Consider the following 14,773-nt stretch of genomic DNA (forward strand, 5'->3'; position numbering starts at 1 on the left):
ACCTTGCGCACCGGCCGGACCTGCCGGACCGATGTCACCCTGCGCACCTTGCGGACCTGTATCACCCTGGGCGCCCTGCGCCCCAGTCGGACCCATGGGGCCCATCGGACCGGTTTCGCCCTGCAGACCCTGCGGACCTGCCTCGCCCTGAACGCCTTGCGCACCGGCCGGACCTGCCGGACCGATGTCGCCCTGCGCACCTTGCGCACCTGTCTCACCCTGGAGACCTTGCGCCCCGGTCGGACCCACGGGGCCCATCGAACCGGTTTCGCCCTGCGCACCGGTCGGGCCAGCCACACCCTGCGGACCCTGGGCACCCGTCGCACCTGTCTCGCCCTGTGAACCCTGCGCACCGGTCGGTCCGGCCACGCCCTGCGGACCCTGGGCACCGGTCGCACCGGTATCGCCTTGTGGACCCTGCGCGCCGGTTTCACCCTGAGCACCGGTCGGACCCATCGGGCCGACTTCACCCTGTGGACCTTGCGCGCCGGTCGGACCAGCAGTCCCCTGCGGACCTGTGGCACCCTGCGGACCCTGTGTGCCGGTGGCGCCGGCTGGACCGGCATCGCCCTGTGGACCTTGCGCGCCGGTCGCGCCCGCCGGACCGATCGCACCATCGGCGCCGGTCGGTCCCGGAACGCCCTGCGGGCCCTGAGGGCCTTGAGGGCCCTGCGGCCCCTGTTCGCCGGGCACGCCGTTCAGGGCGTACTGGGCAACCGGTGCGGTTGCGATGGGCTGGCGCGGCAGGTTCGAACCATTGACGCTGATCTGCAAATACATCTGGTTGCCGGTGAATCCCCCCGGGAACGCCAGATTGATGCTGAATACGCCATCGACGACGGGATAGTTCGGCTCGCTGATCGTCGGTCCGAACTGGTTTCCGCCCGTGGGCGCATCCCAAAGCGAAAAGGTCAGGTTGTAGTTGCCATCGACGAGCACGCCGTTCTGCTCGATCTTGCCCTGGTAGACAAAATCGGGGAGCTGGGCTTCGCGGGGAGCGGCGATCGCTGCAGGCAGGACGCTGGCGCCAAGAACGAGGGCAATGGCAAAGGCTAGGTTACGAGTTTTCATGGTGTGCAAGTCCCCTGCTGGGAGTCGAAGCCGTTCTGGAAGATCCTGTCGGCGATGATGACCTGGTTGCCGGCGGCCACGGTGGCCTGGAAACCGGCTGTCACGGTGTAGGTACCGTTGCTCACGGCCCCGGCAACCGCCTCACCGACCGTCGATGAAAGCGTGATGCAGCCGTTCGCAACGCTGTCGCCGCTACTCGCGGCCGTGCCGTTGCGCAACGCATAGCCTCCGCTGCCGGCGGACGCAGCGCTGACCATCGTCAGCGCAATCACGCCCGTAACCACGGCTGCGGAACGCAGCCGGAAAAGCTGAGAGAGCATTCGGATTTCCCCCGATGGTTTGTCGCTCGCCCCGAGAAGGCGATGCGGGTTCCGATCGACGCCGGATCCGTCCTGACGTCAATCTGCGAACTTCGTCACAGCACAACCTATGCCAAGTCTGGGGCACCGACTGGCTGCTGGCACATTGGAGCGCTCCGGAAAGACATTGACACACTCCCCAGAGCCCTGATTTCAATGGCTTTTGATCTCTATCGGTTTCGTGGAAGCAGGATTGCGGCGCGCGCCGGCGATCGGCCCGGCTCATCTCGCCCGCTGCCGGAACGCGTCAATTTGTGACAGACATCTCGTTTCAGGCAGCGACCAACCTCGCCAGCCCGGCGGGCCGGGTCCGCCAGTGTCCTTGAGCAGCTATCGACCCGCCTGGGCGTCAACCCGGCATGGCATCCGCCGACTGGACCTGCGTCGGTCGAAGCGTCCCGCTAGACTGCGCCACCCCTCTCGCCTCGACGACCGATGACGACGCAAATCATTCTCTATGTGCTGGCCGCGCTGCTGATCGTGATCGGCCTCGCCGGCACCATCCTGCCCGCGCTACCCGGCGTGCCACTGGTATTCTTCGGCATGTTGCTCGCGGCCTGGGCCGGGGATTTCGCCCATATCGGCTGGCTCACGCTGACCGTACTCGGGATTCTCACTGCCCTCGCGTTGCTCGTCGATCTGCTGGCCGGCCTGCTCGGCGCAAAACGGGTCGGGGCCAGTGGCTGGGCCCTGGTCGGTGCCGCAATCGGCACGATCGTCGGCCTGTTTTTCGGCATCATCGGAATCATTCTCGGCCCCTTCGTCGGCGCCGTACTCGGCGAACTGATCGCCGGCAGCACCCTGAAACGCTCGGCAACCGTGGGAGTCGGCGCGTGGCTGGGATTCGTCTTCGGCACCCTGGCCAAGATAGCCCTGTGTTTCACGATGCTCGGGGTATTCGCCCTGGCCTACCTGTTCTGAACGCGGGGCGAACGTGCATCACGCTCCGGGCAGCACGAAAAACAGGATCGAGAAGAACTGCAGCACGCTTCCGGCCAGCACGAACAGGTGCCAGAGCGCATGGTTGTAAGGCAGTCGACGCCAGAGATAGAACGGAACGCCGAGGGTGTAGCAGAGACCTCCGGAAAAAAGCAGCCAGAGACCCACCGGTTCGATGCTGGCCATCAGCGGACGGATCGCCAGCAGGCCGACCCAGCCCATGCCGACATAGAGCAAAGCGGCCACCAGACGATTGCGCACCCGGCGCAGTTCGAGCGCGATGCCGAGAATCGCCAGGATCCAGACGATTGCAAAAAGCGTCCAGCCCCACGGGCCACGCAGGCTGATCAGGGTGAACGGCGTATAGGTACCCGCAATCAGCAGATAGATCGCGGCATGGTCGAGCAGACGCAGGACCGGTTTGACCTTCGGTATGGGGACGGCGTGGTACAGGGTCGACGCGGTGTACAGGAGGATCAGGGTCGTACCGTAGATGCTGACGCTGACGACCCGCCAGACGTCTCCATGCAGCGCGGAAAATGCAGCGAGTACGGCCAGACCGGCGATGCTCAGCACGATACCAAGGGCGTGGCTGACGCTGGATGCGATTTCTTCGCCGGTCGAGTAACGTGAATGCATGGCGAGATCGGACATGGAAAATCCCTGCTCGGGCCTGTTGGCGATAATCGCCGCAACCGGCTTCAGCGCTTGCTGATGATGAAACTGCCGAAGGCGACGCCAAGGTCCCAGCCGCGGCCCTTGCCGGAAAGGGCGAGTGAAATCGGCCCCTTGGTGACTACGCGTGCACTGGCCGATTTCGAGGCGCCGGCATGGGCCTCCGCGGTGGCATAGCCGCCAATGATGTCCTCGATCGCGTAGACCTCGGTGAACTTGCCGAGCCCCCCTTCGATACTCGACTTGCCGAAGGTCAAACCACCGCCCTTGGCCGAGATGCGCACCTGCATCGACTGGCCATTGTCGCAGGTCACCGTGCCCACGCCGGTGGCGCGCTTGTAGAAAATCGACCAGCCCGACATCGAGAAGCGCAATTCGCAATCGATCGGACCTGCCGCCTGCGCCGCAGACCCCGCGACGGCCAGCGTTGCAATCAGCAACAATGCAGAGCACAGCTTCATGGAAAGGCGCACGATCCCATCTCCCGGGTGAATGAACTCGATTCGCGATAGCGCTGCTCACAGGCGCCATTGGGGCGAAACCATAGCGGAAAAGTCCCGCCGTTGTCCCCGATCCGCTGCAACAGTCGCCGATGTCCGGCGTAGACTTGGGTTCATTCCAGCCGATTCGAGGATGACCTCATGTCCGAATTCGATGTCGTGATCCACTTGCGCCGCCTCGACGACGACGTGCCGGCCACCGAGGCCGGCCTCGCCCTCGCCGCACGGCTGGGTGCGCACACCCTCGGACTGCACGTGGTCGCCCTGTCGACCGCGGCCTTCGTTTCGCCCGAAGCGGTTGCGGTTCAGGTCAACGAATCGAGCCACCAGCTCGAGGAAGCGCGCCAGCGCGCGCCATGGTGGAGCGCGCAGTTGGCCAGACACGGATTGCAGGGCGAATTCCAGGTTGTCCAGGGCGATGCCGTGGAGGCGTTGTGCCATGCCGGACGCTGGTCGGATCTGATCGTTGCCGAACGCCCTTGCGCGAATCCCGATGCTCCGGTCGGCTGGGGCATCGCATCGCGCACGGTGTTCGGTTCCTCGTCGCCGGTGGTCGTGGTGCCGGAAGGTGCGCGGGTCGACAAGGTCGGCGAGCACATGCTGGTCGCCTGGAATGCCAGCCGCGAAGCGATGCTGGCCATCCATGGCGCGATGCCGCTGCTCAAGCGCGCGAGCAAGGTCACCGTGCTCGAAGGTGAGGCCATCGCGAGTCCGCTCGGCGCCGAGAACCTGCCCTCGCTCGACCTCCGCGCCTGGCTGCAGCGACGCGGCATCGTTGCCGAATTCCAGCCCTTCAAGCCGGAAAAGGACCATGGCCCCCACCTGCTCGAAGCAGCCAACAAGGCCGACGCCAACCTGATCGTGGTCGGCGCCTGGGGTCAGTCGCGCATCGCCGAACTGGTCCTCGGCGGTGTCACCCGCCACCTGTTCCAGCACAGCAACCTGCCGATGCTGGTGGCGCACTAGGCCGGGATTCGGGATTCGGGATTCGGGATTCGGGATTCGGGATTCGGGATTGGGAATTGGTAAAGGCGTTCTTGCGCCAGGCCCGCCTATCGGAACCGGACCATACGAGCTTGTCGCAAGCGCTGCTTGGCTCTGGCGAATCCCGAATCCCGAATCTCGAATCCCGTCTCCATCCCAATCCCGACTCCCTATTCCCGATTCCCGTTATTTGGCGTTGACCAGGGCCAGGGTCATGTCGAGCATGCGGTTGGAGAAGCCCCACTCGTTGTCGTACCAGCTCAGCACCTTGACCAGGGTGCCGCCCATGACGCGGGTCTGGGTTTCGTCGTAGATCGATGACAGCGGATTGTGGTTGAAGTCGACTGAGACGAGCGGCTGGTCGTTGACGCCGATGACCCCCTTCAGCGGACCGTCGGCAGCCGCGCGCACGGCCGCGTTGATTTCCTCGACCGTGGTCGCGCGCGAAGCGACGAAGCTCAGATCGACCACCGACACATTGATCGTCGGCACGCGCATGGCGAAGCCGTCGAGCTTGCCATTGAGCTCGGGCAGGACAAGCCCGACCGCCGCCGCCGCGCCGGTCTTGGTCGGAATCTGCGAATGCGTGGCCGAGCGCGCGCGGCGCAGGTCCGAATGGTAGACGTCGGTCAGGACCTGATCGTTGGTGTAGGCATGGATCGTCGTCATCAGGCCGTGCACGATGCCGATCTTGTCATTCAGCACCTTGGCCAGCGGCGCGAGGCAGTTGGTCGTGCACGAGGCATTCGAGATGACCTGGTGCTTGGAGCTGAGCTTGTCGTGGTTGACACCGAACACGAAGGTGCCGTCCACGTCCTTGTCGCCCGGCGCGGAAATGATGACCTTCTTCGCGCCACCGGCGATGTGCGCGCCGGCCTTGGCCTTGCTCGTGAAGAATCCGGTCGATTCGAGCACGACATCGACACCGAGGTCGCCCCAGGGCAGCTTGCCGGGGTCGCGTTCGGCGAACACCTTGATGCGATCGCCGTTGACGATGATATCGCCGCCGTCGACGCCAACCTCGCCAGGAAATCTTCCGTGCGCGGTGTCGTACTGGGTCAGGTGCGCGTTCGTCTTCGCATCGCCGAGGTCATTGACGGCAACGATCTGGATCTCGTTGTTTCGCCTGGCCTCGTACAGCGCGCGCAACACGTTGCGACCGATGCGACCATAGCCGTTGATGGCGACCTTGACTGACATTGACTGACTCCTCGAAACAGGACGGAAAGGGGAGATGCTGGGCGCGCCATTCTAACGGTCCTGCCAATTGCCCGCACAGCGCCATTGGGATGGGGCCAAATATCGCCTGAAACCAGACGGACCCGAACTCTGCAACGAAGCCGAATTCTTCATCGTCCGCTTGGCTCATCCCACCCTCGCACCTCCCACCAAGCGCCGCCCGTCGTCAGCACAGTGCGGCATGCCGGAGCGCCCATCGCAAACATCGGCACTTTCGACCAAGGCTTCGGCCTTCCAGGCAGGAACGTCCGTGCAAAGCTGATAAATTCCGAACCTCGCGCCGACAATCGCAGCCCCCAGACCATGAATCCGCAGGTTCGCAGCTTCCATCATCCCGATACGGGCACCTGGTCGCACGTCATCGTCGATCCGGAGACCCGGCATGCCGCGATCGTCGATCCGGTACTGGATCTGGACCTCGCCTCGGGCCGGATCGGCACGGGAAGTGCCCGGCGCCTGGTCGAATATGCAGAAACAACCGGGCTCACGGTGGAGTGGATCCTTGAAACCCATGCCCACGCCGATCACCTGACGGCTGCCGACTGGCTCAAGCGCCGACTCTCGAAGGACGGAGCTGGGCCGGCCATCGGTATCGGCCACGGCATCCTCGAGGTGCAGAAGACGTTCAAGAAGACGTTCGATCTCGACGATCGCTTCGTTGCCGATGGCCGCCAGTTCGACCGCCTGTTTCACGACGGCGACATGCTGTGCATTGGCCAGCTCGACGTCCATGTGATCGGTACCCCGGGGCATACGCCGGATGGCATCAGCTATCTTGTCGGAGATGCCTGCTTCGTTGGCGACACGCTGTTCTCACCGCGCGGCGGCACGGCCCGCTGCGACTTTCCCGGAGCCAACGCCGCTACGCTGTACCGATCGATCAGGCGCCTGTATTCCCTGCCCGATGAAACCCGCGTCTTTCTCGCCCATGACTATCCCGCGGAGGACGAGCAGCCACTGGCCCAGACCAGCATCGGCGAGGAAAAGGCTTCCAACATCCACGTCACGGCGCAGACCAGCGAAGCGGCGTTCGTTGCCCTGCGCGAAGCGCGTGACGCGACCCTGGCCGTACCGAGGCTGCTGTGGCCCGCCCTGCAGGTCAATATCCGCGGCGGTCGCCTGCCGCCGCATGATGCGGCGGGACAGGCGTTCCTGAAGATTCCCCTCGACAGCAGCGAGTTCGACGCTTGATGGACAGTTCCTCGAATTGGCGGGGGTTCCTCGCCCATGTCCGTCCCCGTTTGCGTGCGTCCTGCCCGTTCCTTGCCGCGTCGCGACTGACAATCGCATTGGCGGCGCTGCTGCTTGCCGCATCCTTTCCGGCCAGGGCCTGGGGCCCGATGGGCCACCGGCTGATTGCCGAACTGGCCGAACGGCAACTGGATCCGGCTGCGATCGCGCAGGTCCATCGTTTGCTCGGAGAGTCCGGCGCATCAACTCTCGCCGACGTCGCCAACTGGGCCGATGACGTACGCGAAGACCCCAACGGCGGCGAGCTGTCGCGCCAGACGAGACGCATGCATTTCGTCAATTTCGCGGATTCACGCTGCCGGTTCGAATCGGCGCGCATCTGCGCGGGGGGCCAATGCGCGGTCGCCGCGATCGAGTCCTATGGAGGTGTGCTCGGGGATCAATCGAAGTCGGACCACGAGCGCGCGCAGGCGCTGCGCTTCCTGGTCCACTTCGTCGGCGATATCCACCAACCGCTGCACGCAAGCTATCGTCCCGACCGCGGCGGCAATTTGTTCCAGGTCCGCTACCACGGAGATGGCACCAACCTGCATGCGATCTGGGATTCCCGCGTGCTCGGCAGTCTGCGCATCGGCTGGAAGCGCTATGCGCGCCGACTGGATGGCCGGGTCGTCGCCGCGGGGCCCATGGCTCCACGGTCATGGGCGGAACAATCGTGCCGGATCAGCCGCGATGACGGCGTGTATCCACTGGGTCGGACCATCGACGTCGCCTATCTCGAGCGCATGCGACCAATCGCGGAACTGCAGGTCCAGAGGGCAGCCGCGCGTCTTGCCGCGCTTTTGAATCAGGCCCTGGACTGAGCCTCGACTGCCGACGTGAGCGGGATGGGAGTCGCGTCGCGCCGGCGCGCTCACCGATCGACGAAGGCGCGCTCGATCACGTAGTCCCCCGGGACGCCGATCCGTGGCGAAACCTCGAAGCCGCGCGTATCGAGCAGTGCACTGAGTGATTTCAGCATGGCCGGGCTGCCGCAGATCATGACCCGGTCGGTGGCGCTGTCGAGCGGCGGCAAGCCGACATCGAGGCCAAGCTTGCCGCTGGCCAGCAACGCGTCGATGCGGCCCTGGTTGCGGAACGCCTCGCGAGTCACGGTCGGATAGTAGAGAAACTTCTGTCGAACGCTCTCGCCGAAATACTCATTCGCTGGCAGGATCCTCTCGAACGTGTCGCGATAGGCAAGGTCGTCCACATGACGCACGCCGTGGGCGAGCACGACCTTGTCGAAGCGCTCCCAGGTTTCGGGGTCGCCGAGGATGGCCAGGAACGGCGCGAGGCCGGTGCCGGTGGCGAGCAGGTAGAGATGGCGCCCCGGCTTCAGGTCATTGAGCAACAGGGTCCCGGTCGGCTTGCTTCCGATCAGGATCTCATCACCGAACTTCAGATGCTGCAGGCGCGAGGTCAACGGGCCATCCGGCACCTTGATACTGAAGAACTCGAGGTGCTCTTCGTAGTTCGCACTGGCGATACTGTAGGCGCGCAGCAGCGGTCGCCCATCGACCGGCAGGCCAATCATGATGAACTGACCGTTCTCGAAGCGCAGTCCGGCATCACGCGTGGTCGTGAAGCTGAAGAGAAATTCGTTCCAGTGTCGAACACTGAGCACTCGTTCGGTGTTGAAAGCGGCCACGCAGTCACCTGTCGGAAAATGCGGGTGCGACGAGGCGCACCGCTGCAATGGGCGAATGATCGGTCACGCCGATACGTTCGCGCTTGACTGGAATCAAGCCGCGCCGTCGCAGCCGCACGGGCGCGCAACTGGGACATCCCCGCTGCTTCGGCGCGACACTGCGCCGCACCGGTCATGCCAACCGCGGCCAGCCTCAGGCCAGCGCCTTGACCCGCTCGACGACCTCTTCCGCGGTGATCCCGAAGTGCTGGTACAGCGCTTCTGCGGGTGCCGAAGCACCGAAGGAATCCAGTCCGATCACGTCGCCATCGAGGCCGACGTACTTGCGCCAGAAATCGGTGATGCCGGCCTCCACGGCGACACGACGACGGCACCACGACGGCAGCACGCCCTCACGGTATTCGACCGGCTGCGCATCGAACACGCTCGTGCACGGCATCGAGACGACGCGTGCGCCGACCCCCTGGTCGGCCAGCATGCGCATGGCCTGCATGGCGATTTCGACTTCGGAACCCGTGGCCATCAGGATCACGTCGAATTTCGCGCTCGGCGGATCGGACAGGACATAGGCGCCACGCGCGATGCTGCCGACTTGCACGGCATCACGCGGCTGGTGAACCAGGGTCTGGCGCGAGAAAACCAGGCAGGAAGGTCCGTTGCTGCGTTCGATCGCGCGCTTCCAGGCGACCGCCGATTCGACTGCATCGCAGGGTCGCCAGACATCGTTGTTCGGGATGTAGCGCAGGCTGGCCAGGTGCTCGACCGGCTGATGGGTCGGGCCGTCTTCGCCGAGGCCGATCGAATCATGCGTGTAGACGTGGATCGCGCGGGTCGGAATCAGCGCGCTCATGCGCACCGCATTGCGCGCATAGTCGGAAAACACGAGGAAGGTCGCGTCATACGGAATGAAGCCGCCGTGCAGGGCCAGGCCGTTGGCGATCGCACTCATGCCGAATTCGCGCACACCGTAGTGGATGTAGTTGGCCGAGGCGTCGTTCGAATTGACGTCCCTGGATCCTTTCCAGATCGTCAGGTTGGACCCGGCCAGATCGGCCGAACCTCCGATCAGCTCAGGCAGCAGCGGACCGAAGGCATCGAGCGCCATCTGCGAGGCCTTGCGCGACGCGACGGCCGGACCTTCGGCCTGTAGGCCGGCAATCCAGGCTTCGGCATGTGCGGCAAATTCCTCGGGCAGCGTGCCGGCCTGGCGCCGCTCGAATTCACTGGCCAATGCCGGTTGCGCCTCGCGATAGCGCGCGAACAGTGCATTCCAGGCCGACTCGCGCCTGGCGCCTTCGTCCTTGGCATTCCAGGCAGCATAGATCTCGTCGGGAATGACGAAGGCATCGTGGTTCCAGCCGAGCCGGGCACGCGCCGCGGCGACTTCGTCCTTGCCCAGCGGTGAGCCATGCGAGGATTCCTTGCCCTGCTTGTTCGGCGCACCGAAACCGATCACGGTCTTCGCGCAGATCAGGGTCGGCTTTTTCGACTGGGCCAGGGCGGCCTCGAAGGCCTGCTTCACGGCCACGGGATCGTGACCATCGACAGCGCGGATCACGTTCCAGCCATAGGCTTCGAAGCGCGCTGGCGTATCGTCGGTGAACCAGCCTTCGACTTCGCCGTCGATCGAGATGCCATTGTCATCCCAGACCGCAACCAGCTTGCCGAGGCCGAACGTACCGGCCAGCGATGCCGCTTCGTGGGAAATGCCTTCCATCAGACACCCATCGCCGAGGAAGACAAAGGTGTTGTGGTCGACGATCTCGAAACCGTCGCGGTTGAAGCGCGCGGCCAGCACCTTTTCCGCGAGCGCCATGCCGACCGCATTGGCCAGTCCCTGGCCGAGCGGTCCGGTGGTCGTCTCGACGCCGGGCGTCTCGCTCGCCTCCGGGTGCCCGGCGGTCTTCGAATGGAGTTGTCGGAAGTGCTTGAGTTCGTCCATCGGCAAGGCGTAGCCGCTCAGGTGCAGCAGCGCGTAGAGCAGCATCGAGCCGTGCCCGTTGGACAGCACGAAGCGATCGCGATTGGACCACTTCGGATTGCCCGGGTTGTGCCTGAGGAAATCGTTCCAGAGCACTTCAGCGATGTCGGCCATGCCCATCGGCATGCCCGGATGACCGGATTTGGCGGCTTCAACCGCATCCATGGCCAGCGCGCGGATCGCGTTGGCGAGTTCTTTACGGCTCGACATGTTTCGGTCTCGACTCAGTGAAGCGGCCGAACCGGCAGGTGACCGCAAGAGGGCGCGCATTGTCGCCGATCGACGCCGAATTGTCTTTTCCGCCGGGTCGCCGGCGCCGCTCAATGCGCGCTGACTCCTCCCGCCGCTGGCGGACGGGGTTCAGCACCGAACGCCGCCTGGTTCGGACGTCGGCGCCGCAAGTGGCCCGACACCTTGGCAAGACCCGACTTGGCAGGGCAAGCTGAAGAATTACTGAACCGTATGGTTTGGTATTTCGAGAATGAACCCCAGCTTAGCCGGGCCGGAACCTGAAGGAACGCCGAAGTACCAGGCGCATCCAAGCTCCGACCCCGGAATGTTGCTCCGCAGCAGCCCGGGCTCTCTCCCCCAAAATGAGTTGAATACGTCATGAAAAATTCGCTGTTGGTCCTCGCTGTTGCTGCTGCCGGTCTCGCTTCGCTCCCCGTTGCGAGTCACGCCGCCGACGACAAGGGTGGATTCTTCGTCAATGGAAGCATCGGCCAGTCCGATCTGAGCAAGGGCGTCTACGACGACACCGACACGGCCTATGGCCTCAACCTCGGTTATCGCTGGGCGGTGGCGCCCAATTTCGCCATCGGTGTCGAGGGCGGCTACACCGATCTCGGCAAGTGGTCGCCGAAGGCCAGCGCGGTCGCGGCCCTGCCGGACGGGTCCTTCCTGCTCGACAGTGAGTTGAAGGGCTGGACCGCGGGCGCCAACGCGCACCTGAACCTGACCGACAACTGGTACCTCAGCGGCCGTGCCGGCCTGTTCCGCGCCGACATCAAGGGTGACTCTCTGGTCGCCGGCGTGCCGGTCGGCGTCGATGAAACCAGCACCAAATGGTATGCCGGCGCCGGCGTCGGCTACGACTTCAGCGACCGCTTCGGTGTCGGTCTCAACTACGACTATTACAAGGCGGACAAGAACGGGCTGAAACTCGACCCGGGCATGCTCTCGGTCAGCGCCGAAGCGCGATTCTGATCGTGTCGCCGTTTCGGGCCCGACCGAGGCCCGAAACACTTCCAGCCACAGGGCAGGGAAGCCACTCCGGACCGGCCTGGCAACAGGCCGGTTTCTCATGCTCGTGAACCCAAACCGAAGGCTGGCGTTGCGGCTATTCGTCCCGGCCCGGGGCCCGGGCCAGTTCGGCGTGTAGCGGCGAACGCGGGGAAAACGCCGGAGCGAGATCGGCGATCGAGTTGACGATGGCACGAGCCTGCTGGTGTTCGCCGCTGCGCGACAGCTGGCGTGCATAGGCCAGGCCGTACTCGAGGCTCAGCGGATGATGCTCACCCCAGGCGCGCCGGATCGCTTCCCAAGCTTGACGTGAGGCTTCGAGCGCCTTGTCTGCGTCGCCGCGCTGCTCGGCGATGCGGGCCGCCAGCGCATGGCGCCGGGCCAGGAACGTGTCGCCCAGTTCGACCGGTGATGCGACCACCTTTGAAAAGAGTTCGCTTGCGTCGTCGAGCGCGTGGGAATCGAGCAATCTTTCGACTTCGAGCATTTCGACCTTGACTACGTTGCGATGGTCCGCTCCGTAGCGCTTGCGGTAGCTCGAGAGCGCCTTGTCGGCAAGCTCGTGCGCCTCCTCCAATCTGCCCATCTTGAGCAGTAGTCGGGCCAGGTTGTATTCCGCACTCGCGATCAAAGGGCTGTCCGGGTCCTGACCCGAGCGGCGCAATTCCAGCGAGCGTCGATACATCGGCTCGGCCGCCGCATAGTCGCCCATGTCCTCGTAGGCCGAAGCGAGGTTGTTCAGCGGAATCGCGAATGCCGCGCCGGTGTCGCCGCCCAGCTCGCGGCGAATATCCATGGAAGCCTGGTATTCCGCCGCCGCTTCGGAAAAACGGCCCATGTCATGCAGGGTATATCCCAGCTCGTTATGCGCCCCGGCCAGCAATTCGCTGCGCTCCCCATAGAGCTCGCGACTGAGCGCAAGATCCTTGCGCTGGATATCAACGGCACGCTCGCGCTGGCCATCCTTGCGCAAGGCCTTGGCGTAGTCCGCCAGGGAGGTCTCGTAATCGGGGTTGCGATCCCCCTCGAGCTTCTTCTTGATGGCCAATGCGCGCTCGAAATAGTCGATCGCCTTGCCCAGATCGCTACCGCGCGAGGTTTCGACGAGCCCGAGATTGTGCAGCACGCTCGCGACCGCACGCGACTCCTTGCCGGCCAGGCGCTCGCGAATGCGCAGTGAGTGCAGGAGCAGGGCTTCCGCTTCATCGAACCGGTCTTCGGATTCGTGCACGATGCCAAGCGTGTTCAGGGCATCGGCGATCGGCAGCGACTCGGGTTCCGCGTACCGTTCACGCAGGCGCAAGGCCTCGCTGGCCACCTGCTCGGCCTTGCTCGCCGGATAGTTGTTGTTGCTGTAGACGACGGCGAGCGCGCTCAGCGCGTCGGCCGCGGCAAGCGGCTGGTCGACACGCGGGTCGAGATAGAGGCTGGCCGCCCGATCGAGCAGGTCGACGGCACGCGCGGATTCACCGATGTAGCGATAGGCGGTGCCGAGCACGGCCAGCATTTTGGCTTTCACCGCAGGCGTATCGGACAGCTCGCCCTCGATGCGCTCGGCGCCCTGGTCAAGCACCTCGCGCGCGGTCAGCGTGCGCTTCTGGCTCAGGTTCGGATTCGACACATTGAACACCGAAACGAGGAACTCGCTGACCCGCTCGGCCGTATGCGCCTGGGTGATCGCCTCGCGTTCGGCGCTCAGCGCCCGGTCCCGCTCGCGCGCGAGCTGCCAGGTGAATGTGCCGGCGACGAGCAGCAGCAAGGCAGCGGCGGCGAAAACGGGCCAGCGCCGGCGCAGCAGGCGACCGAGGCGATAGCCTGCGCCCTGCCTGCGTGCGCTGATCGGTCGGAAATCGAGATGTCGCTGCAGGTCGGCGGCCAGCGACTCCGCCGATTCGTAGCGCTCTCGCGGATCCGCGGCCGTCGCTCGCTGCACGATCGCATCGAGGTCGCCCCGCAGGCGGGCAACCCAGGGCATCGCTTCGGCCAGTTCGCTCGGCTTTACCGCGGACTGGCCGAGCAGGGTAATGGTGTGGTCATCGGCGTCGAGGCGGGCGCGACGGCCGGCCAGCAATTCGAACAGGATCAGGCCCAGCGAGAAGACGTCGCTGGCCGTGGTCACCGGCTCTCCGCGCAGCTGCTCGGGGCTGGCATACAAGGGAGTGACCCAGGAACTGGCGGACTTCAGCTCGCGCGGGCCGGCCTGCTGGTCGAGTGCACGTGCGATACCGAAATCGAGCAGTACAGGATTTCCATCGGCACGCACGAGGATGTTCGATGGTTTCAGGTCACAGTGCACGATCAGGCGCTGGTGTGCGTACTGGACGGCCGAACACACCTTCTGGAACAGGCGCAGGCGCGAATCGAGGCCGAGCGAATGCGCGGCGCAGTATTGTTCGATCGGTTCGCCCTCGACGTATTCCATCGCCAGGTAGGGCTGCCCGCCTGGCGTCGCGCCGCCATCGAGCAGGCGGGCGATATTGGGATGCTGCAGATTGGCGAGGATCTGCCGCTCGCGGGCGAAATGGACGAAGGTTTCGGCATCCGGGATGCCGCGGATCAGCTTGATCGCGACACGCTGGTCGAAGTGTCCATCGCTGCGTTCGGCGAGGTAGACCGCGCCCATGCCGCCGCTGCCGATCTCCTCGAGAAGGCGCCAGGCGCCGAGCGTGTCGCCCTCGCCCAGCTCGGCACCCGTACCGGTGGCGCCGCGGGCAGCGGGACTCGCTCCGAGAGCCGAGGTTTCCGCATCGCCGAGCAGGAGGGCCTCGATTTCGGCGATCAGCACTGAGTCGGCTCCGAGCTCGACCATGCGCGGCCGGCGATCGACCTCCGACAGCCGGCGCACTTCGGAAAATATCCGCTGAATCAGTGCTTCACGGCCGGAGTCATTCATCGTTGGCAG

At 64.8% G+C, this 14,773-nt stretch carries 13 protein-coding genes; 5 read left to right on the forward strand and 8 right to left on the reverse strand.

Annotation, left to right across the window (positions count from 1 at the left end; genetic code table 11):
* Together BM125_RS16345 and BM125_RS16350 are read right to left on the reverse strand one after the other, a co-directional pair.
* Positions 1-1,071 (reverse strand): collagen-like domain-containing protein (locus tag BM125_RS16345; RefSeq protein WP_483862688.1); only part of this gene is annotated, 1,071 nt, incomplete at its 3' end.
* Positions 1,068-1,391 carry a hypothetical protein gene (locus BM125_RS16350; RefSeq protein ID WP_092409945.1) on the reverse strand — a complete coding sequence of 108 codons (324 nt, stop codon included), beginning with the start codon at positions 1,389-1,391 and terminating at the stop codon, positions 1,068-1,070. The genes BM125_RS16345 and BM125_RS16350, both read right to left, overlap by 4 nt.
* A 474-nt stretch (positions 1,392-1,865) precedes the next feature.
* Here BM125_RS16350 and BM125_RS16355 point away from each other — a divergent pair, with 474 nt between their 5' ends.
* Positions 1,866-2,351 carry a DUF456 domain-containing protein gene (locus tag BM125_RS16355; RefSeq protein WP_092409947.1) on the forward strand — a complete coding sequence of 162 codons (486 nt, stop codon included), beginning with the start codon at positions 1,866-1,868 and terminating at the stop codon, positions 2,349-2,351.
* An 18-nt stretch (positions 2,352-2,369) separates the two neighbouring features.
* On the opposite strand, the gene trhA is transcribed toward BM125_RS16355, so the two are convergent.
* Both trhA and BM125_RS16365 read right to left on the reverse strand, forming a co-directional pair.
* Positions 2,370-3,023, reverse strand: a complete 654-nt coding sequence (trhA, locus tag BM125_RS16360; protein ID WP_092409949.1) for a PAQR family membrane homeostasis protein TrhA — start codon at positions 3,021-3,023, stop codon at positions 2,370-2,372.
* Between the two features lie 47 nt (positions 3,024-3,070).
* A complete protein-coding gene (locus BM125_RS16365; protein ID WP_092409951.1) occupies positions 3,071-3,505 on the reverse strand; it encodes a hypothetical protein in 435 nt (144 codons plus the stop codon).
* 180 nt (positions 3,506-3,685) lie between these two features.
* Between BM125_RS16365 and BM125_RS16370 the strand changes: the two genes are divergently transcribed.
* On the forward strand, positions 3,686-4,510 hold the full coding sequence (locus tag BM125_RS16370; RefSeq protein WP_092409953.1) for a universal stress protein: 825 nt from the start codon (positions 3,686-3,688) through the stop codon (positions 4,508-4,510).
* 204 nt (positions 4,511-4,714) lie between these two features.
* Here BM125_RS16370 and gap read toward each other — a convergent pair whose 3' ends face one another.
* Positions 4,715-5,728, reverse strand: a complete 1,014-nt coding sequence (gene gap, locus BM125_RS16375) for a type I glyceraldehyde-3-phosphate dehydrogenase (RefSeq protein WP_092409955.1) — start codon at positions 5,726-5,728, stop codon at positions 4,715-4,717.
* A 342-nt stretch (positions 5,729-6,070) separates the two neighbouring features.
* Here gap and BM125_RS16380 point away from each other — a divergent pair, with 342 nt between their 5' ends.
* Both BM125_RS16380 and BM125_RS16385 read left to right on the forward strand, forming a co-directional pair.
* Entirely contained in the window at positions 6,071-6,958 is an 888-nt protein-coding gene (locus BM125_RS16380; RefSeq protein ID WP_092410040.1) for an MBL fold metallo-hydrolase, read from the forward strand.
* Between the two features lie 98 nt (positions 6,959-7,056).
* The gene (locus BM125_RS16385) at positions 7,057-7,821 is read left to right on the forward strand and encodes a S1/P1 nuclease (RefSeq protein WP_245778959.1); all 765 of its coding nucleotides are present in this window, start codon (positions 7,057-7,059) and stop codon (positions 7,819-7,821) included.
* A gap of 50 nt (positions 7,822-7,871) precedes the next feature.
* Here BM125_RS16385 and BM125_RS16390 read toward each other — a convergent pair whose 3' ends face one another.
* Positions 7,872-8,648 (reverse strand): ferredoxin--NADP reductase, encoded by a 777-nt coding sequence (locus BM125_RS16390; protein WP_092409959.1) that lies wholly within the window; start codon positions 8,646-8,648, stop codon positions 7,872-7,874.
* Between the two features lie 193 nt (positions 8,649-8,841).
* Positions 8,842-10,839, reverse strand: coding sequence for a transketolase (gene tkt, locus BM125_RS16395; RefSeq protein ID WP_092409961.1), 1,998 nt, complete (start codon positions 10,837-10,839; stop codon positions 8,842-8,844).
* A gap of 399 nt (positions 10,840-11,238) precedes the next feature.
* Here tkt and BM125_RS16400 point away from each other — a divergent pair, with 399 nt between their 5' ends.
* Positions 11,239-11,835, forward strand: a complete 597-nt coding sequence (locus BM125_RS16400; RefSeq protein WP_092409963.1) for an outer membrane protein — start codon at positions 11,239-11,241, stop codon at positions 11,833-11,835.
* A gap of 133 nt (positions 11,836-11,968) precedes the next feature.
* On the opposite strand, the gene BM125_RS16405 is transcribed toward BM125_RS16400, so the two are convergent.
* Positions 11,969-14,764, reverse strand: a complete 2,796-nt coding sequence (locus BM125_RS16405; protein ID WP_092409965.1) for a serine/threonine-protein kinase — start codon at positions 14,762-14,764, stop codon at positions 11,969-11,971.
* Positions 14,765-14,773: the final 9 nt, after the last annotated feature.

The sequence above is a fragment of the Dokdonella immobilis genome (genome assembly GCF_900115085.1).
GTDB lineage: Bacteria > Pseudomonadota > Gammaproteobacteria > Xanthomonadales > Rhodanobacteraceae > Dokdonella > Dokdonella immobilis.

What these genes read in the sequence shown, in the direction of transcription:
- BM125_RS16355 (WP_092409947.1), top strand. Translation starts at nt 1,866, where the DNA reads ATGACGACGCAAATCATTCTCTATGTGCTGGCCGCGCTGCTGATCGTG.
- BM125_RS16380 (WP_092410040.1), top strand. Translation starts at nt 6,071, where the DNA reads ATGAATCCGCAGGTTCGCAGCTTCCATCATCCCGATACGGGCACCTGG.
- tkt (WP_092409961.1), bottom strand. Translation starts at nt 10,839, where the DNA reads ATGTCGAGCCGTAAAGAACTCGCCAACGCGATCCGCGCGCTGGCCATG.
- BM125_RS16405 (WP_092409965.1), bottom strand. Translation starts at nt 14,764, where the DNA reads ATGAATGACTCCGGCCGTGAAGCACTGATTCAGCGGATATTTTCCGAA.
- BM125_RS16365 (WP_092409951.1), bottom strand. Translation starts at nt 3,505, where the DNA reads ATGAAGCTGTGCTCTGCATTGTTGCTGATTGCAACGCTGGCCGTCGCG.
- BM125_RS16350 (WP_092409945.1), bottom strand. Translation starts at nt 1,391, where the DNA reads ATGCTCTCTCAGCTTTTCCGGCTGCGTTCCGCAGCCGTGGTTACGGGC.
- gap (WP_092409955.1), bottom strand. Translation starts at nt 5,728, where the DNA reads ATGTCAGTCAAGGTCGCCATCAACGGCTATGGTCGCATCGGTCGCAAC.
- trhA (WP_092409949.1), bottom strand. Translation starts at nt 3,023, where the DNA reads ATGTCCGATCTCGCCATGCATTCACGTTACTCGACCGGCGAAGAAATC.
- BM125_RS16400 (WP_092409963.1), top strand. Translation starts at nt 11,239, where the DNA reads ATGAAAAATTCGCTGTTGGTCCTCGCTGTTGCTGCTGCCGGTCTCGCT.
- BM125_RS16370 (WP_092409953.1), top strand. Translation starts at nt 3,686, where the DNA reads ATGTCCGAATTCGATGTCGTGATCCACTTGCGCCGCCTCGACGACGAC.